This is a genomic window from Gimesia benthica, assembly GCF_009720525.1.
Taxonomy (GTDB): domain Bacteria; phylum Planctomycetota; class Planctomycetia; order Planctomycetales; family Planctomycetaceae; genus Gimesia; species Gimesia benthica.
The window spans coordinates 2,721,921-2,740,399 of record NZ_CP043930.1 but is presented as its reverse complement, the minus strand read 5'-3'; the positions used below and the strand labels follow the sequence as shown (position 1 = coordinate 2,740,399).

At 54.4% G+C, this 18,479-nt stretch carries 18 protein-coding genes; 11 read left to right on the top strand and 7 right to left on the bottom strand.

Annotated elements, in window-relative coordinates; all coding sequences use genetic code 11:
• The first annotated feature begins 138 nt into the window (after nucleotides 1-138).
• Both F1728_RS10380 and F1728_RS10375 read left to right on the top strand, forming a co-directional pair.
• Nucleotides 139-1,353, top strand: a complete 1,215-nt coding sequence (locus tag F1728_RS10380) for an inositol-3-phosphate synthase (RefSeq protein ID WP_155364037.1) — start codon at nucleotides 139-141, stop codon at nucleotides 1,351-1,353.
• A gap of 71 nt (nucleotides 1,354-1,424) precedes the next feature.
• Nucleotides 1,425-2,267 (top strand): UbiA family prenyltransferase, encoded by an 843-nt coding sequence (locus tag F1728_RS10375; RefSeq protein ID WP_194242759.1) that lies wholly within the window; start codon nucleotides 1,425-1,427, stop codon nucleotides 2,265-2,267.
• Nucleotides 2,268-2,295: 28 nt separating this feature from the next.
• On the opposite strand, the gene F1728_RS10370 is transcribed toward F1728_RS10375, so the two are convergent.
• Nucleotides 2,296-2,562, bottom strand: a complete 267-nt coding sequence (locus F1728_RS10370; RefSeq protein ID WP_155364035.1) for a hypothetical protein — start codon at nucleotides 2,560-2,562, stop codon at nucleotides 2,296-2,298.
• 195 nt (nucleotides 2,563-2,757) lie between these two features.
• Between F1728_RS10370 and F1728_RS10365 the strand changes: the two genes are divergently transcribed.
• From F1728_RS10365 to F1728_RS10350, 4 genes are all read left to right on the top strand, one after another.
• Entirely contained in the window at nucleotides 2,758-3,987 is a 1,230-nt protein-coding gene (locus F1728_RS10365) for a multidrug effflux MFS transporter (protein ID WP_390643857.1), read from the top strand.
• 100 nt (nucleotides 3,988-4,087) lie between these two features.
• The gene (locus tag F1728_RS10360) at nucleotides 4,088-5,005 is read left to right on the top strand and encodes a CHAD domain-containing protein (protein WP_155364034.1); all 918 of its coding nucleotides are present in this window, start codon (nucleotides 4,088-4,090) and stop codon (nucleotides 5,003-5,005) included.
• Nucleotides 5,006-5,141: 136 nt separating this feature from the next.
• Entirely contained in the window at nucleotides 5,142-5,474 is a 333-nt protein-coding gene (locus tag F1728_RS10355) for a hypothetical protein (RefSeq protein ID WP_155364033.1), read from the top strand.
• Nucleotides 5,475-5,506: 32 nt separating this feature from the next.
• Nucleotides 5,507-5,818 carry a hypothetical protein gene (locus tag F1728_RS10350; protein WP_194242758.1) on the top strand — a complete coding sequence of 104 codons (312 nt, stop codon included), beginning with the start codon at nucleotides 5,507-5,509 and terminating at the stop codon, nucleotides 5,816-5,818.
• Here F1728_RS10350 and F1728_RS10345 read toward each other — a convergent pair.
• Together F1728_RS10345 and F1728_RS10340 are read right to left on the bottom strand one after the other, a co-directional pair.
• Nucleotides 5,815-6,339, bottom strand: a complete 525-nt coding sequence (locus F1728_RS10345; protein WP_155364031.1) for a GNAT family N-acetyltransferase — start codon at nucleotides 6,337-6,339, stop codon at nucleotides 5,815-5,817. The genes F1728_RS10350 and F1728_RS10345 overlap by 4 nt on opposite strands.
• 84 nt (nucleotides 6,340-6,423) lie before the next feature.
• Nucleotides 6,424-7,509 (bottom strand): ligand-gated ion channel, encoded by a 1,086-nt coding sequence (locus tag F1728_RS10340; protein ID WP_155364030.1) that lies wholly within the window; start codon nucleotides 7,507-7,509, stop codon nucleotides 6,424-6,426.
• A 275-nt stretch (nucleotides 7,510-7,784) separates the two neighbouring features.
• On the opposite strand from F1728_RS10340, the gene F1728_RS10335 reads away from it, so the two are divergent.
• Nucleotides 7,785-8,258, top strand: coding sequence for a DUF1569 domain-containing protein (locus F1728_RS10335; RefSeq protein WP_194242757.1), 474 nt, complete (start codon nucleotides 7,785-7,787; stop codon nucleotides 8,256-8,258).
• A gap of 123 nt (nucleotides 8,259-8,381) precedes the next feature.
• On the opposite strand, the gene F1728_RS10330 is transcribed toward F1728_RS10335, so the two are convergent.
• Nucleotides 8,382-9,134 carry an HpcH/HpaI aldolase family protein gene (locus tag F1728_RS10330; protein WP_155364029.1) on the bottom strand — a complete coding sequence of 251 codons (753 nt, stop codon included), beginning with the start codon at nucleotides 9,132-9,134 and terminating at the stop codon, nucleotides 8,382-8,384.
• Between the two features lie 148 nt (nucleotides 9,135-9,282).
• Between F1728_RS10330 and F1728_RS10325 the strand changes: the two genes are divergently transcribed.
• On the top strand, nucleotides 9,283-10,140 hold the full coding sequence (locus F1728_RS10325; RefSeq protein WP_155364028.1) for an SGNH/GDSL hydrolase family protein: 858 nt from the start codon (nucleotides 9,283-9,285) through the stop codon (nucleotides 10,138-10,140).
• A 246-nt stretch (nucleotides 10,141-10,386) separates the two neighbouring features.
• On the opposite strand, the gene F1728_RS10320 is transcribed toward F1728_RS10325, so the two are convergent.
• Together F1728_RS10320 and F1728_RS10315 are read right to left on the bottom strand one after the other, a co-directional pair.
• A complete protein-coding gene (locus F1728_RS10320) occupies nucleotides 10,387-12,096 on the bottom strand; it encodes an FHA domain-containing serine/threonine-protein kinase (protein WP_155364027.1) in 1,710 nt (569 codons plus the stop codon).
• Nucleotides 12,097-12,421: 325 nt separating this feature from the next.
• Nucleotides 12,422-13,450 (bottom strand): metallophosphoesterase, encoded by a 1,029-nt coding sequence (locus F1728_RS10315; RefSeq protein ID WP_228030630.1) that lies wholly within the window; start codon nucleotides 13,448-13,450, stop codon nucleotides 12,422-12,424.
• Between the two features lie 314 nt (nucleotides 13,451-13,764).
• Here F1728_RS10315 and F1728_RS10310 point away from each other — a divergent pair, with 314 nt between their 5' ends.
• A complete protein-coding gene (locus F1728_RS10310) occupies nucleotides 13,765-14,820 on the top strand; it encodes a hypothetical protein (RefSeq protein WP_155364025.1) in 1,056 nt (351 codons plus the stop codon).
• Between the two features lie 32 nt (nucleotides 14,821-14,852).
• On the opposite strand, the gene F1728_RS10305 is transcribed toward F1728_RS10310, so the two are convergent.
• Nucleotides 14,853-15,821 (bottom strand): YHS domain-containing protein, encoded by a 969-nt coding sequence (locus tag F1728_RS10305; RefSeq protein WP_155364024.1) that lies wholly within the window; start codon nucleotides 15,819-15,821, stop codon nucleotides 14,853-14,855.
• A gap of 247 nt (nucleotides 15,822-16,068) precedes the next feature.
• On the opposite strand from F1728_RS10305, the gene F1728_RS10300 reads away from it, so the two are divergent.
• Nucleotides 16,069-16,443: a hypothetical protein gene (locus F1728_RS10300; RefSeq protein WP_145036876.1), complete on the top strand. Its 375-nt coding sequence runs from the start codon at nucleotides 16,069-16,071 to the stop codon at nucleotides 16,441-16,443.
• Entirely contained in the window at nucleotides 16,440-18,437 is a 1,998-nt protein-coding gene (locus F1728_RS10295; RefSeq protein ID WP_155364023.1) for a sodium:solute symporter family transporter, read from the top strand. Before F1728_RS10300 ends, F1728_RS10295 begins: the two co-directional genes overlap by 4 nt.
• Nucleotides 18,438-18,479 lie beyond the last annotated feature (42 nt).

The following is an 18,479-nucleotide window of genomic DNA, read 5'->3' as shown; positions in this document are numbered from 1 at the left end:
GAGATGGTGATCCAGCATCAGTAGTCAGGAGTTCCGGTCGGCCTCATGTCCGCCGTTCTCTACTGGACTGCTCCCACCCGGCCAGCTAACAACAACGATTACCATTAGACCAACTTTTATCAGATTTCAGGCAATATCATGACGCAACAACGTATCGGGATTTGGATTATCGGAGCATGGGGCGGTGTGGCTACCACAGCCGCAGTGGGGCTTTCCGCATTGACGAAAGGCCTGACCGGCACCAGCGGTCTTGTTTCAGAAAATCCCTACTTTAAGAAACTGAATCTGCGCGACTGGGATCAGTTCGTCATCGGCGGTCACGAAATCCGCGATACCTCGTTTGTCGAAGCCGCGAAATACTTCAGTGAAAACTCAGGCGTGTTCCACCCCGCGCTGTTGCAGGCCGTCGAAGAAGATCTCAAGGCCTTCGATGAAAACGTCAAGCCGGGAACGCTGATCCATGTCGGAGATACGATTCGATCTCTCGCCGGTGATGCCGTTCGTAAGTTCGATACAGAAACTCTGCAGGAAACGCTGGCCCGTCTGACTGCGGATATCAAAGAGTTCCAGGAAAAGCATGATCTGGGCCACGTCGTTGTGGTCAACCTGGCTTCTACCGAACCGCCGGTCGATGAAGCAGCGAAATCGCTCAGCCTGGCTGAACTCAAAGACGCCCTCGAAAACGGAGTGACATCTCCGGTTCCCGCCAGTTCGCTGTATGCGATTGCCGCGATGGAAGCCGGCTGTTCGCATCTCAACTTCACTCCTTCCGCAGCCACCGATCTGCCGGCGATGATCGAACTGGCAGAAGAAAAGCAAGTTTTACACGGAGGTCGGGACGGTAAGACCGGTGAGACTCTGATGAAGAGTGTACTGGCCCCGATGTTTGCTCATCGTAACCTCAACGTGATGAGCTGGGTCGGACATAACATCTTCGGTAACCTGGACGGCAAAGTGCTGGACGACCCAGTCAATAAGTCGAACAAGGTCCATTCAAAAGATCATCTGCTGACCGAAATCCTGGGATACAAACCGCAGACATTGGTCTCCATTGAATACATTGAATCGATGGGTGACTGGAAGACCGCCTGGGACCACATTCACTTTCAGGGCTTCCTCGATACCAAAATGGCGCTGCAGTTCACCTGGCAGGGAACCGACTCGATCCTGGCTGCTCCCCTGATGCTCGATATGGTTCGCTTTACCGAACGGGAATGGCGGCGTGGTGGTCGCAGTGGTGTGATGTCGTATCTGAGTTCGTTCTTCAAGAGCCCGATGCAGGCAACCACGCCCGAATTTGAACGACAGTACCAGCAGCTGGAAGCCTGGGCCGACGCCGTTTCCGAGGAATAGAAATCAACGTCAGCATGAAAAAGTGTCTCGCGTATTTACAACTAATGCGGTTTCCCACGGTGTTCACAGCGATGTCGGACATCATCCTGGGTTTTCTGCTGACGCATAATTCGTTTGAACCGCGGCTGGATTTTGGATTATTATTGGTCGCATCAGCGGGGCTGTACCTCGCAGGGATGGTCTTCAACGATGTCTTCGACCGGAAACTGGATGCTGAAGAACGGCCGTCCCGTCCGATTCCTTCCGGACGCATATCTACTCGGAACGCTGCGGTGCTGGGGGGCATGTTAATGCTGGCCGGTGTCGGGGCTGCCCAGACGGTGGGGACGCAGAGCCTGATTGTCGCCGGCCTGCTGGTCGTCGCGATCCTGGGCTATGACGTGATTCTGAAGAAGACGTTCCTCGGTCCGGTCATGATGGGCAGCTGTCGCTTTCTGAACCTGATGCTCGGGGCCAGTGCGGTGGAACGCGAGATCAATCTGTGGGTCAAACCCCAATTACGCATCGCGGCAGCCATGGGACTCTTCATCATGGGGCTCACCTGGTTTGCCCGGATGGAAGCGAAACAGAGTCATCGCGGTCACCTGATTGGAGGGCTGCTGGTGATTAACGCTGGTCTCGGCGGCCTGGTCTGGATGCTGGCGACCTATCCCTGGCCGCGGGAAATCAATCTGACGATGGTCCTGGCGGCGGCAGGTGTGGTGATTCTGACCATCAACCGGCGGCTGGTGCAGGCCATTCTGAACCCCGCACCCCAGAACGTGCAGATCGCCGTCAAGACCATGCTCATCTCTTACGTGATGCTGAATGCGATCATGGTCTTTGTCTGGACAACCAACCCTGCCTACGCGATTCTGACAGCGGCGTTGCTGCTGCCCACGATCCTGCTCTCCCGCTGGATGGCGGTCACCTGATCGGGGCAGGCAGAGAAGTCCGTTTTACTTATACCGGCTGGAAGCCCATGACCTGGTAGCGGGCCAGTTCCATTGTGTCGGTCAGCTTGATAGCGCTGATTGCTTCGTATGACAGCATGACTTTACGTGCTCCGAGGGAATCCGGCTTATCCCGCTCCAGCAGTACCACGCCTGTGGAGAGCAGGAAGTTCTGAAACGGAATGGATTCCTGGTAATTTGTGATGATAATGCCCCGCTTGGGGATCACTTCGGGCCAGTTCTCTAAAATGGAACGCCAACCTTCTGCACTTTGCATGGTAATTGTCTTTCGAAGGAAATAGGGAATAACTCAAACACCACGCAAGATAGGATTTCACGATCATTTCAGCAAGAGGAACATTCGGGGAAGAAGCATGGTTTTCTCCACGGGGGTAGAACGATATGATTCTCGGGCGGGCGCCCGTACAACTGATGACTCCCTGGATCTCCTTCTAGTAGAAAATAGCATTCCTTGAGTGTGAAACGAGAACCCGTCGCGATTTCCTTTGCGGAATTTGTGGCGATGATGGCTTTGATGCAGTCGCTGGTCGCACTTTCGATCGATGCGATGCTGCCTGCCCTGACAGAAATCGGTCAGGATCTCGGTGCCCGAGAGGCCAATGACAGTCAGCTGATTGTCTCGTTTCTGTTTCTGGGGCTCGCGTTCGGGCAGGGCGTGTATGGTCCACTCTCAGACACCACCGGCCGAAAACCAGCTGTCTACCTTGGATTCGGTCTGTTTCTGACAGGTAGCCTGTTTTCACTGTTTGCTACAGATCTGAACGTCATGCTCGGGGGACGGTTTCTCCAGGGACTCGGGCTGGCAGCGCCCCGGTGTGTTATCGTGGCAATCGTTCGCGATCAGTACGAAGGCCCCGCAATGGCCCGGGTCATGTCGTTTGTGATGACGATCTTCATTTTCGTTCCGGCAATCGCCCCTACCCTGGGGCAGGGGATTTTACTGATCGCACACTGGCGCGCCATCTTTGCTGCACTCTTGGTCTGCGGACTGCTGACCCTCGCCTGGTTTGCGCTGCGTCTGCCCGAAACTCTGAGTGTAGAGCGGCGGATTCCCTTCTCGATCGCACGCATCAAGTCTGCTGTGATTGAAGTCTGCTCACACCGCGTTTCGCTGGGTTACACGATTTCTCTGGGGTTGATTTCCAGTGCGTTCCTGGGATATCTGAGTTCCGCCCAGCAGATCTTTCAGAAACAGTACAAACTGGGAACCATGTTTCCGCTGTACTTCGCCATCCTGGCCCTCTGTATCGGCAGTGCTTCGTTTGTGAACGGGCGACTGGTTATGCGGTTCGGGATGCAGAACCTGTCGCGGTGGTCCAAAAAGTTTTCGACGGTCATCTCCCTGCTGTTCTTCGTGTACGTTCTGAGTACGGGAGGACAACCCCCGCTGTGGACGATGATGGGTTATATGATGATCATTCTGTTCTGCTTCGGAATCATGTATGGCAATCTGAATGCGATGGCAATGGAGCCACTGGGGCATATCGCCGGCATCGGAGCGGCAGTGATGGGCGCACTATCCACGCTGATCTCAGTTCCCTGTGGGATTCTGATTGGTCACAGTTATAACGGCACCGTCATTCCCGTCATAAGTGGATTCATGCTGTCCGGAGTGCTGATTGTGGTTGTGATGCACTGGGTGGAATCCGCGCCGACACAGGCTACGGAAGAGACTGCCTGAACCGGTCCAGGCTGCGGCAGAATTAACAAAACGGATCGTTTCTGGTAAGGTAACGTTTTCTAAAACCGTTCCCTCTATTATTGCTGCCTCAGGACTTACGATGAGTTATCAGTTCGAACAAGGTGAATCACTGGCAGATGGCGTGCGGCGGATTGCCGGTCATCAGGTGCATAAGGCAATCCAGGAATTGCAGGATTCAGAATCGGACCGGCACGAGGCGATTCATGAAGTTCGCAAACGGTTCAAGAAACTGAGAGGGTTGATTCGAATCGTCCGGTCGGGACTGGGAGACGACTACAGCCGCATTAATGTCTGGTACCGTGATGCAGGACGCAGGCTGTCCCGCGTACGCGATGCGGAATCGATGCTGGAATCTCTGGCGAAACTCAAGAAACGCTTCGACGATCCCGCGTACGTAGACCTGTTTGCCGCTTTTGAACGCTGCTTCCAGGAACGCAAGCAGCAGCTGGTGGAAGAGTGGATTGACCTGGATCAGGAACTGCAGCAGCTCTGTGATGATCTGCAGACCGCACATCGGCAGATTGACGAGTGGAAGATCAAAGGCAAAGCAGACAAGATTCTTAAACGCGGATTACAGCGGAATTACCGTCGCGGTGCTGAGGCTCTGGCGGAACTGTACGTGCAACCTCACGATGAACTCTTTCACGAGTGCCGCAAACGTAGCAAGTATCTGATGTATCATCTGCGCCTGCTGAAAAAAATCTGGGAGCCGATCATGGCAGCCCAGCTTGAGGAACTCGATCAGTTAAATGATTACCTCGGCGACGATCACGATCTGGCGGTGATGACCAGTCAGCTGACCAGCGAACCGGAGCGGTTCGGCGCGACCAGTGACATCGATCAACTCATAACGCTGATCGGTCAACAAAGGGAAGAACTACAGTCAGCGGGACTGGCGCTGGCCGATCGAATCTATGCGGAACAGCCCAAAGCATTCGCCCAGCGTATGCAGGCTTACTGGAAACTGTGGCAGGACCAGTCGTCACAGAGAACGTGATCGCTGCAGGTCTGGGAATGCGTTCTTGTATTCGTACTCTGTTCCGGGTACATTGATTTTTCCGTTCCCATGCAAAACCGCAGTGTATCGCGTTTCGACAGCGGTTGACTTCTGAAGATGAGCCACGGAGATCACGATGGACTCAAACGAGCACATTGAATCACAGACGCCAACCTCCACGCCGGAGACAGACCGGCAGCATCCCCCTTATCGCTCTCCGCTGATCGTGAGGGGGCTGGTGTTCGCGTTTCTGATTCTGCTGGTAGTCGGCATCTATTCCGGTCGCCTCTTCAAACCCGCAGAGCAGGCACATTCCTTTAAAAGTGAAATGCAGCCGCTGGGCCTGGCGTATCACGAATTTCATCAGAAACGGGAACGCTCTCCTTCCAGCCTGGAAGATCTGCAGGACTTCATCGACAACCCTCCGCCTCCCCCGAAAGCGGAGGGGATCGTCCCCCCGATTCCGTAGTTGTGGTTACGATCCCCGAGAGTCTGAAAAAGATGATTGAAGCGGGGAAGGTCGTCGTCATCTGGAATGCCGTGCTGACAGACTCGGGTCAGGAGAACGACAAGTACCTGCTGGCCTATACCGCAGACATCGCTGACAACGGCGGCTTTGCACTCACTGCAGCAGGCCGCGTGCTGGAACTGACGGCTGAAGAATTCAAGGCCTATCCATTGGTGCCGACAGTGACTGACGCAGTGAAACCAGCCGACGCGGAGACCCCTGAGAAAGAGTCGGGAGAAGCAACGGACAAGGAGCCCTCCTCAGAACCAGCGCCGCAGGAATCGACTCCCTCCGATAAGGGTTAAGTGTTTCCGTCTTCCGAACATTCGGGGATTCGCAGCAGGGAGATCAGCAGTCCCCGTTTCTGTCCGTGCACTTCAGCGATTTCGGGCAGGTGTCCGCAGACTTCGAAGCCGAACTTTTCATTCAGATGTTTCGTGGCTTCGTTGTGATCGAAGTGCATGCCGACCAGGGTTGTGATGCCCAGAGAAGGGCAGGCATCGATCATTTTCTGGAGCAGAAACGTGCCCAGTCCCTGTTTCTGGTGGGAGTTCGACAGGTAGAGACTGACTTCCGCCGTCTTGTCATACGCCGGTCGCCCCGCGTAAAACGAAGTCACGTAGATGCAGCCGGCGATCTGTCCCGCTTCGTCTTCTGCCACCCAGATGGGTCGCTTTTCCGGAGAGAACTGGGCAAACCACGGTCGGCGGCTTTCAACGGTAATCGGCCGGGTATCTGCCGTCGCAGTACCGGCGGGAATCGACTGGTTATAGATGTCGACAATCGCAGGCAGGTCATCCAGAGTGGCATCGCGGGTCGTGAACATGGGACTTTATCTGCTTGAGTTTTGAGGATGCGACTAGCGTTTTAATCACGCCGATTGCTTGACATGTTTTAACATGTCAGACATTCATAGTACAAATGAGATCACGATGACTGCGACCAGGATGAGCGGGTACAGGATCCGCGACCAGAAATCGAGCTGTGCCACCAGACGTTTATTCTGAATACTTTCACCCTTGAGCAGGTAGGTGTTTGTCACCGTCTGGATCAATCCTGAAAACACCGTGAGGGTCGACAGCATGATGAAGCGGTCGATGCGCGTGATGTAGGAAATCCGTGGCAGCAGAACCGTGATCGCAAACAGGTAGGCAACCAGAGTCAGGAACGCGGATGTGGAGATCCCGATGTTGGTTCCTGACTGTTCCGGGTTCAACCAGCGGGGCAGCCAGGACATGATCACGATCAGGCATAAGGGCAAGATGACCTTTAAAATGTAATATTCGGGCTGTCGGGCAACCTGGATTTTCATTTCGTAACCAGCGACGCCAATGGGGCCCTGGTCCGGATAGTACGGTGCTGACTTTGCCTCGAAGGAGAGAATATCAAAGTCGGGTAAGGAAAAATGCGGAGCCAGGTTGGAAGTTCTCCCCAGTTCGCCAACCCAGGGCGTCATGCTCACCTGTTTCTCCGAAAAGCCCGGGGCTACCAGTTGGATCGAGAGTTCCTGTCGGTCAAACGGAAAGTCGTGGAGATTCAGTGGCTGCGAAAAATGGCCCCAGACTTTCTGTCGATAAATGACGGTCCCGTCCGGCAGGATTTCCGCCGTCTCGGGATACGACTTCCAGGAATTCTGTTGACCGATGATGGTCAGGCGGGGATTCCAGATGTCGGCCAGATCGACGTGCAGTGGTCCGGGCCCCGCGTGCTGGAGCAGGGGACTGTTCCAGCGGGCTTCATAATACACGCTGGCGGCAAAGCTCTGGTCGGCGGAGTTGATTTCATCAATATCAATCACATAAATCAGGGCCTGCACCTCAGTCGCTTCACCCGGACTGGCAGGACGCTTCAGTTCCGGCTTGGCCTCTTCAACCAGGGTTGACTTCAGAGGACTTTTTGCTGCAGCAGGGCCAGGGGCAGCTTCCTGGGCAAAAACGGGGACCGGTAGCAACAACCCGAAGCAGACCAGTAAGCGAGGCAGAAACGCGTTTGTCAATCAAGTGTTCCTTATCGAGAAGTGGGATCAGACTGGCCGAGAAATCCAGGGCGAGGCTGTCTCTTTGATTATACCCACGGCCGGAGCATTGATCCCTCTGAATCTTTCCACAGTTCATCAATCAGTGGAAATGCATACTTTGTCCTCTCTCAGCCAAAAAAAGCAATATTACTCGGTGTACCGGTTTCGGAAATTGACAGAAAAGTTTATGACAGGAACTGTCTGCTGTCGCGAAGCAGGGGGAATTGGGAGAGGAAATCGAGGAAACCGGTGAGATGATTGAGGATTTGCGGGAGCTGAAGTTCGAACGGCTGGAGGACGCGGTTGCGGAAGTGGAGTCGCTGTTACGGACCGGCTACACCCAGCGGGGCAAGTGGAATCTGGCCCAGATCTGCCGCCATTTATCGCTGGTGCAGGATCCCGCACTCGATGGATACCCAAAGTGGATGCTGATCTATGCCCCTCTCTGGCCGGTGATGCGTCGGCTGTTCCTGCCGCGTCTGCTCAAGGGAGATTCTCCCCAGGGAATTCCGACGACTCCGATCTTCGTTCCGGCAGCGGACCTGGCAGACGCCGCGGAAGCGGAACACTTTGCCCAGAGCGTGACCCGCTTCAAAGCCCACGAGGGACCTTACCACTGGCACCCCGGCTTCGGCCGCCTGGATCGCGAAACGCTGGAAACTGTTTACACAACCCACGCCGCCCATCACCTGCGGTTTCTGGAGCCATGTGTTACTCAAAACTCATGATCTTTTAGAGCGGGATCAGCCTACGAAAGTTGAAAATGACAAAATCCCTTCTCAATGATTCTATCCCAAACTGATCCAGAGAATCGTAATACAACGTTTACAAGGATGTCAGGAAAGTCTTTTTCATCCCTTAACCTGTCCCAGCATTTTGCGGGCGGCGTGGCCCAGCATGATGGTGTCGACGCCGACGGTGATCAGGGTGAAGCCTTTGTCGATGTACGGTTTGACTGCGTCCACGGTGACGCCGAAGATGCCCAGGGGCATGTTGTTTTTCTGACAGACCTCGGTCACATGGTCGATGGCGCCGGTCACTTCGGGATGATCGATCTCGCCGATGCGTTTCATGCTGGCAGAGAGATCGTACGGGCCGATCAGCACTGCGTCGACGCCGGGGACGGCGACGATCTGTTCAATGGCATTGACCGCATCGATGTGCTCAGCCTGAACGACGACGGTGGTTTCCTCATTCGCTTTGGCCAGGTAGTCTTCGAAGGCAAAGCCGTAGCCGTGGGCGCGGCCCAGGCCGACACCCCGGGTTCCTTCAGGTGAGTAGCGGGACCAGGAAATGATCTGTTCGGCCTGTTCCACGGTATTGACCTGCGGGGCGATAATTCCGGCGGCACCCAGATCGAGGGCTTTCTTGATGGAGACTTCTTCGGGGGCGTGCAGCCGGACCAGACTGTGGATCTTGTGACTCACCCGCCCCACGATGGCCTGCAGATCGGAGGGGGCGTAAGTGCTGTGTTCGGCATCGAGGAACAGCCAGTCATAGCCGACGTCGGCCAGGATCTCGGCGGCTTCCGGGCAGGAAAAGGTGACCATGGGGGCAATCAGCAGTTTCCCCTGTTTGAGTTGCGAGCGGAATGAGTCAGACATGGGAGGTCCCTGGTATCTAAATGTGAATGATAAAAACAGCCTGAACGTGACTCGGGCGGTTGAGGCGAGATTGTTTCCGGCATGCGCCTGCGGTATCCTGAAGACGAGGTCCAAATTCATTCGTTTTCAGTTACCGGGAAGAATATCGATGTTGAAATCAATCCGTTGTCTGCGTTCCACACTGTTGATTCTGTGTTGTTTGAGTTTCATCGTAGCCTCGCTGCAGGCGAATGACAAGAAAACCGAACCGACCAACGCTGACGAAGCCGCTGCTAAAAAAGCGAAACAGGAAGCGGAGATCAACAAAAAGTTCGCGGCCTGGAAAGCGACGCTGCCCGCGAAACAGCAGGCGTGGGAAACCGTGCTTGAAGAAAACCTGGGCGGTTTTTATCTCCCGATCTATAAGAAACAGAAAGTCGCCGGTCAGAAGACGGCCTGGGATTATGTCGCCGACGATCCCACATTGCCTCGCGTGCTGCTGGTTGGGGATTCGGTTTCACGGGGCTACACACAGGCGGCCCGGAACGCCTTAAAAGGGAAAGTGAACGTGCATCGTGCTCCGGCGAACTGCGGACCGACGGCGACAGGCCTGAAGAAACTCGATGTCTGGCTGGGTGACGGTAACTGGGACCTGATCCATTTCAACTTTGGCATTCACGATCGACGGACCAAAGCGGAAGACTATGAGAAACGCCTGGAAGAGATTGTGAAACGACTGAAGCAGACCGGGGCGAAAGTGGTCTGGGCCAGCAGTACGCCGATCCCGGCTGACTGGAAAGAGGGACCGGAAATGAAGGCGAAGCTGGAAGAAAAGAATGCGATCGCTGCGAAGGTGATGGAGCGGAACGGTGTAGAGATCGACGATCTGTTTACCTTCATCACGCCACATCTGTCAGAAGTACAGAATCCGAAAGACGTGCACTTCAACGGCAAAGGCTATGACCTGCTGGGCAAACAGGTGGCGGAGTATATTGAGGGGGCACTGCAGGAAGAGAATCAGAAGTAGCATTCTTTAGACTGAGCGGCAAGGCGCTAGCCGCCGGTGTTAGGGCGAATATGGATGAACCGATTTTAATTTCTTTTTTGAATCGGTCTTGTCAGAAACATTTGCGAGAGTGAGCTGCGATTTCCTGCTCGCTGCGCTCGGCCCGAATTTTATTCGGGCCCACCCCATTCATTTTGAAGTCGTGATTGCGATAGACATCCGGAAGCTGTTTCAATTACCGGTGGCTAGCGCCATTCCGCTCATTATTCAAGACAGCAGCCAGTAGCCGATGCCGGCGATGAGACAGATGCCGGCCAGGACGGAGGCGGCGATCAGCATCGGCTTCTTCTTGTTTTTCTGGACGTACTGATTCGGTGAGGCGACGCGGAAGTGATAGCTGGCGGCCAGTGACAGAGTGTTGCCGGGGAAGAGGATCTGTTCCTGAATCCGTCGTCCGTCGACCTCGGTGCCGTTTTTGCTTTTGAGGTCGGTAACAACCCAGCCGGTGTTCTCGTAGTGAAATTCGCAGTGATTGCCCGAAATGCCGGGTCGATCAATCTGGATATCGCAGGTCGGATTCCGGCCGAGGGTGACCCGCTGTTTAAAGATCGGGAACCTGCGTTTATCGTCGAGGTCGATCAATTCAATTGGTTGAAAGTCTTTGACCAGGGCATCCGAGGCTTCCTGTGCCATGTTGTCTGTCGATTCGGCGGGAACCCCATGACGGAGGATGCCACTTTTGGAGATGTCCGATTCGCCGCGGGTCAGGCGTTCGATGCCATCTGCTTTCTGTTGCTGCCTGGCTTGTTCGGCAACATGACTGGCGGTCGCGATCCGCGAAGAAAGCTGCGGCTTGACGATACTCGACTGAGCGATCGCACTGCGGGCCTTGGCCTGCTGAACCCGCTGCGAGACAACTTTATTGAAGCGGAATTCGACTGGCTGACGTTCGGCGAATGGTTCCAGGGCCGCGGCGACTTCTGCCATCGACTGATAACGATCCTCGGGATCCTTGGCCATCATCTTTTCGACGATTGCGACGACTTCAGCAGGGATCGCGGGTGCGATTTCGGCGATCGACCGGGGAGCCTGTTCGCGGTGGGCCTGAATTTTCTGAGCAGCGGTCCCTTTGGGGAAGGGGAGTTTACCGGTCAGGAGGAAATACATCGTACCACCCAGTCCGTAAACATCGGCCCGGGCATCAACGGTGGTGCCTTCGCGGGACTGCTCGGGGGCAATGTATTCGGGGGTCCCGACACAGCCATGCCCGAAGATCATCGAGAGTGAGAATTCCGCATCGGGATTGTCTTTGAGCAGGGCCAGACCAAAGTCGAGTACTTTGACATAACCCTGGGAATCGATGATCAGGTTTTCCGGTTTGAGGTCGCGGTGGATGATGCCTGCCTGATGAGCTTCTTCCAGCCCCAGAGCGGCCTGGGCGATGACGTCGCAGACCTGGGGAGAAGGGAGCGATCTCTGTTTGAGCAGGACCAGTTCCAGCAGGCTGATGCCTTTGATGAATTCCATCGCGATGTAACAGACGGCCCCTGATCCTTCATAGGAGATCGTGCGGACAATGTGGGGGTGATCCAGACGCGATCCGGCTGAGGCTTCCAGTTTGAGCCGGGTCAGCATGCCCGCGTCGTTGCGGCATTTGTCATTGAGGACCTTGAGGGCGACCGGTTCCTTCGTCTCCAGATGCTCCGCGAGATACAGACTGCCCATGCCGCCGAAACCGAGGACTTCCAACACTTTGTATTTGTCGATGAAGAAACCACGTTTACGGCCGGCCAGCAGGCGTTCGCCCTGGTAACGCGTCAAGACTTTCCCGGTGACGAGACGTTGAGCGGCCTCCTTGGGCTTTTCGGCGGATTCCAGGTCGAATTCTTCAATGACGGCGCGAACTTTGTCTTCCGAGAGCAGATGGCTCTCCCGCAGTAATTCCAGAAATGACGGTACGTCTTGTGGTTTCGACATAAATCACAGTTGCGCGATGGGAAATGAGAAATGTTCCTAATTATATACAGATGCAACGCACTTTGGTAGCGGATTTCTATAAGGCGCATAATTTCCTGAAACTTCGCGCAGACCGAAATCCTGATCTGGTAACTGCTTCGGACAGACAGAGTCGAAGTCGATGAATCAACGTGTATGGATGTGTGTCTGTGGCGGGAGATGCGTGACAGGCGATTGGCATGACGGACGGGGAGACGCCCCGTGGAATCGCACAGGCGGGAAAAGAGAAGCAGCTCGCAACCGAATGGGGTTGTGAGCGCTTTTCCGGAATGAGTCTGGTTTGATGTCAGTCAGCAGATTTGGTCATCTGATAGTCCAGCGTGAACTGATGCTGGTCCCGTTCAGGAATCAGCTTCGTTTTTTCACAGGAGGTCCCTTTGACGGGATTCCAGGTGCGGACCTCGATTTTGTTTTGAGCAGGCAGGAACCGCATCAACCGGAAGCCTTCGGCTCCGTAGTCGGAGAGCAGTTCATGCACTGTATTCCCATGTTGGCCTTTGACGCTCTGGCGCATTGCCTGGGTACGGCTCTGGTCACCACAGCAGATCAGAAACAGGTTCTTGTGCTTGCTGAAACATTTTTCCCACATCTGCTGTGAAGTGTTCCCATTGGCGCCGTGGCACTTTTTCCAGACCATGCGACCTTTGGGGGCGTCGAAGTAGTCGCGTGGCTGTTTGGGATGCTCGAGTGGGCCCAGATCCATGTGGGTGGTGACAATCGCTCTGCGGTCGGCATGTTTGGTGAGTACTTCATTGGCCCAGTCGAGAACCGGATCGGGTGCGTTACATTCCAGATGCACGATAATGAAATCCATGCCTTCTGCAGAGAAGAGCTGATAACTGTTCGCGTTGTTGCCCGAGATTTCCGGTTGGTTCGGTTCGCCAGGATAGCAGCCGCCATACCAGTCGAATTCCGCGAAGCGGGAACGGGGAAAATATTTCTGGAACAATGCCGAGTTGCCGGTTTTTCCCGTCATGTCGTGATTGCCGACACTAATTCCGTAAGGGACTTTGCCATGCAGCTTGTCCATGCAGTTCTGTGCGACGGCCCACTGTTCGTCGTTATTGATGTCGACGATGTCGCCGACATGGGAGACGAACACAATCCGCTGTCGGTCCAGCTCATCCACGATGCAGTCCGTGATCGCTTCGAAAACGGGGTTCGTCGTGGGATCTTTGGCCTGCTTTTTACTGTGCGTACCACGTCCCTTGTAGTGCTGGGTATCCGGGATCACAGCAATACTGAAGGAGCCCCGGGACGCCGGAGGAAGTTCTTCCCCGTGAACGGGCAGGACAGCGGCAGTAAGTAATAACATGGGAACGCAGATCGTCTGAAGCTTCATGGTGGTTCTACTGTTGGGCGAATGAAAATGGGAGGACTCAAACTATAATATCAGATTGGTCTCCCGGTTGCAGGGAAACTGCTTCGACAGGGGACCATATTTTTGAACCGGGAATCAGGCTGACAAATAGAATTCTCACTTTTGGAAGAGACACGGTTCTGAAATTGGATGCAGATCGGATTACAGATGGCTGCACTGCGGGCTGTGTATCGGGGCTTGTTCTGGTATGATAAATCACAGTATGTTGATGTGTGTTTCCGGTCCATTACCGATGAGGCGAGGCAGTCATGAGTGGAATTGTCGGTCATACGATGTACGCCATCCTGGGAGGGAAGGCGGCGGTGCAGAAGCAACTGCCGATGGCCTCTCTGATTCATCGTCACTATTCAAGTTACCTGGCCGGTGCCTATATGGGTTGCGACATTCAGATCATGCCGGAAGCGATCTGTGTGGATACGGGGGAAGAGGTCGGCTTCGGGACGGCTCCACTGGAACGCAGTCCGTTGACTGGCGGTGATGTTAAGCCGTGGACGTTGAATTTTCAGGGCAAGGAATATCGTCCGCGGGAAATCCATCAGCTGTTCTATGGTCGCGCACATGTGGTTTTCGGCTGGGTGCCTGCTGAGCGGAAGTTTACGGTGCCCTGGGATCATCTCCCTGATTATGCGGCCCGTGTGTTTCAGGATGCGCGGGATCTCTATGGTCCGGGGGATCGCCAGCTGGCGTATCTGTTTGGCTGGCTGGCTCATATTGTGGGTGACAGCCTGATCAAATCGGTGCAACCGGGGATTACGTTGAATCTGTTAGACGGAAAGTACACGCCGGCAAATCGACCGATTCAGGATCTGGTAACTTTACACGAAGTTGGTCGTAAGGAACTGAAGCTGGACTGGGCGAGCCTGTTAGCGGATCTGGCTGAGACTCCGGTCGAACCGGTTCAGCTGCACTACATGCGCGTCTCGCAGCCACGAGGACTGCTGGGTACAGACTTTCCGGATGCGTGGGCACCACAGCACGAAGCTCTGTTGTTGCGCGTGCTGGCGGAGAATCGTCGCTATCAGCAGATTCGAAATCCACGGTTGATGAAGCAGTACGCTTTGAAGCAGCAGGGAACCCGCTGGGTATGTGACGAAGAACTGAGCCGTCTAACGGGAGGACTCTCTTATTCGGAAATGGTCGCGCTGGCAGAGAAGGCGAATCTGCGTCACGCATTGTGGGAGATGGGAGAAGCGGTCGCGAATTTATTTGCCCAGGTCGTGGAACGCGTGCCTTATCTGCAGAACCTGCCCGACACAAGCGTACCCGGGTGGGAAGAGCTTACAGTCCGCTGGAAAGCGAATTAAAGGAACTTGGAACCGGCGCTGTTGCGAGCATTTTATTGCGTGTCGGTTTTCTTCTTATTGGCTTCGTACTTGGCAATCCATTTTTCCGGATTGGCTTCAAAGGCTTTTCGACAGCCGCTGCAGCAGACATAGTAGGACTTGCCCTGATATGAGACCTGCGAGGTCCCCAGACCTCCTGAAATGATACAGGTTTTGGAACCGTAGTCCGAATCGCTTTTCGCAAACGAGGTTCCCTTGCGGCGGGTGTTAATGGTGTCTACTCGTGCGTAGCTGTCGCCACGAAGATCGTAAAGTTCGAACATGTAGCGATCGTTGTTTTGCTGATTGAAGATGATCTGGGCGTGTTTCTTTTCATCCGCCGGTTCGACCAGTGCCAGGCTAAGCTTATACGTGGAGTGCAGGACGTTGGGATCGTCGTCGCCGGGGATCTTGGTCAGGGGGACGGAGAATTCGCCTTCGTAAACTTTTTTCTGTCCGTCTTTGTCGGTAACAGTCAGCCGGTATTTCTGTTTATCGGCCAGGTAAGTGAGCCGTGCGTTTTCGTAATAACGACTTTTATCGGCCTGCATGACGAGCGCGGGTTGAGCCGGATTGCTCTGCAGGTCCCAGACCCAGTCGAGTGTTTCCACAGAACTGAATCCATCGAATTTTTTGAAGGTCGTGCCTCCCCATTCGCCGAGCATGATCTGCAGGGGCTTGAGTGCTTCGAGTACGTTGTCGAATTTCTGTTCTTCGGGAGCACCATCGGCAGAGGAGCCGCTGGCGGACTGGTTACCACCGAGTGTCACCGGCTGGAACCGCCGGACCGGTTTTTGGGTTTTGGGTTCTGAAGGGGCAGCTTCCATTTCCATGGCGCCGGCGTCACCGAGATCGACCCCGCCGCCCAGATCGACGCTGACCTGTTCCGGCGCGTTTTGTGGCTGGTCAGAGGAACCGCAGCCGACGCTGAAGAGCAGAGTGAGGGTCATCAGACAGCCGGTGCAAAAGGGACGCGAAGACATAAAACAGAACTCCCGAACTTGAAAGCAGAATGCGGATCAACGTGCTTCGAGTTTCACTGGTGAAACTGAAGCGTTTTATCTGTGAGACCAGTATAACAGTCTGTTCACGATTCTGTCACTCTGAATTCAGTTCTGATTTTTTTTGTCATTCGGGCAGAGGTCCTTTGTGTCTGGTCAGAATCGAGAGTACAATCGTTCGCTCAAACGCTCATTTAATAAAGAAACGTTTAAAAGTGAGGGCCGTGCAATGACCGCACCAGTGAACGACACAGAGTCCATGGAAGTCGACCCTGTCTTTTTAAACTCCAGGCGTGAGGCCTGGATTATCCTGGGATTATGGGTTGTCGCGTTGCTGTGGGCCGTGCCTTACTGTTACCTGAACGGGTTTCAGTCGGGACTGGATCCTGAAGCGGTTGAGACGACAATGGGAATACCCAGCTGGGTGTTCTGGGGGATTGCATTTCCCTGGGTCTTAGCTGACCTGTTTACAATCTGGTTCTGCCTGTTTTATATGAAAGAAGACGACCTCGGAGTAGCTCACGAAGGTGAAGATCTCGCAGAAGAAATAGCAGAGATGCACGCAGCACAAGATGATGCAACTACCGGGGGGAATGAGTCTTGAAAGTCTTACTAGCTACCAGTCAGAGTCTACCATTATTGTTTGCAGCAGATGAAACCGGCCCCGATGCGGCGCTGATTTCCTTTATGATCTATACGCTGGCAGTCTTCGTGCTCGCAGCCCTGTCTAACCAGCTGCTCAAAAGCAAAAGCTTCCTCAGTGAATACTTTCTGGGAAGTCGTGGCCTGGGGGTCTGGGCCTTCGCTTTGACCTTTGCTGCCACCAGTAGTTCCGGTGGAAGTTTTACCGGGTTTCCGTCCAAGATTTATTCACACGGCTGGATTCTCGCCTTGTGGATCGGCAGTTACATGGTCGTCCCGATCTGTACGATGGGTTTGATCGGGAAACGATTAAACCAGATTGCGCGGCGCTCCGGTTCGATTACGGTTCCCGACGTGATTCGCGACCGCTTTCACAGTCCCATTCTGGGTTTGATGGCCGTCTCGCTGATCGTGTTCTTCATGTCGTTTAACCTGGTGGCCCAGTTCAAAGCGGGCAGCCTGATTCTGCAGACGCTGCTCGATGGCGTCTCTGTGTTTGAGAGCACTGCTGACGGTCTGGCACAGGCTGTCTCGGGTATCCCATTTCTCTCTGATGGTGTGAGTCCGGAATACCTGCTCTGCCTGTTGGTGTTTGGTATCGCCGTGATTGTTTATACAACGTATGGTGGTTTCCATGCGGTGGTCTGGACCGACGTGATGCAGGGCATCGTGATGGTGATCGGTGTGATCATCATGCTCCCCCTGGCAATTTCACAGGCGGGCGGACTGGAGAACACCACCAAGCTGATGGCGAAAATGACGCCTCCCCGTTATTCCGCTGCAGACAAGGGGGGGATCACGCTAACCCTGGATAAACCTGCTGCAGAGGACATGCGAATTGAGGTTGGCACCTGGATCACAGACAATCCGATTGAAAGTTCTAAAGTCCCGCTGTTGTTCCGGGTGACCGCTGCTTCAGAAATTCCAGCAGGCAAAACTACTGTAGATGAGGTGAAAGTTATTCAGCTGACCACGCTGGAAGACATCGATCGCATTTTGAAACGGAAAGAAAAGGAGAATTTCCTCAGTGGGGTGAGTGTCTCCAATATTGATCTGGTGCAGTATGCCTATGGAGAGGAAGCAAGTCAGCAGGGTGCTTATGTTGTCGGTCCGGGGCCCAGCCCTGCCAGTAATAATGGGTTTCTGCCTTTAAGCCTGGCGATCTCGTTCTTCTTCATGTGGGCGATTTCCGGAACGGGGCAGCCTGCAAATATGGTTCGCCTGATGGCGTTCCGCGATACGAAAACGCTGCAGCGTTCGATTTGTACCGTGGCCATTTACTATACCCTGATTTACTTCCCACTGGTGGTGATTTTCTGTTGTGCCCGGGTGATTTTGCCGGGGATGGAAGGCGAATCCGACCGCATCATGCCGGCGATGGCCGTTTATCTGACGGAGAACATCGGCATGGGCTGGCTGGCTGGTCTGCTGGTGGCGGCACCATTTGCCGCTGTGATGTCGACCGTAGACAGCTTCCTGTTGCTGATTTCCTCTGCCTGGGTCCGCGACGTGTATCAGCGGAATATCAATCCCGAAGCCAGCGAGAAGACAATTAAAATGCTGAGTTACCTGGCGACCTTTGTCGTTGGTACCGCAGCCATGATTGTCGCGATCAATCCACCCCAGTTCCTGCAGGACATTATTGTGTATGTGGGGAGTGGACTGGCGGCAAGCTTCCTGGCACCAATCGTCTATGCTCTGTACTGGCGACGTGTAAATGCCGCTGGTGCGATGGGGGCGATGGTGGGCGGTTTCGGACTGCATCTGGCGATGTACGTGACCGGATACTTCGAGAATGGCAGCTTTTTCAAGCCATATCAGTTGTTCGATTTCGATCCGATCATTGTCGGTCTGTTTGGTTCGTTCATCTGTGGATTCATTGTCACGAAGCTGACTGCACCTCCGCCACAGGAACTGGTGCATAAGTTTTTCTATAAAGAGAAAGCCGGTTCCTGAGCCGACTTTGTCCAACGGGTTTCTGACTCTTTTGAGGATCAT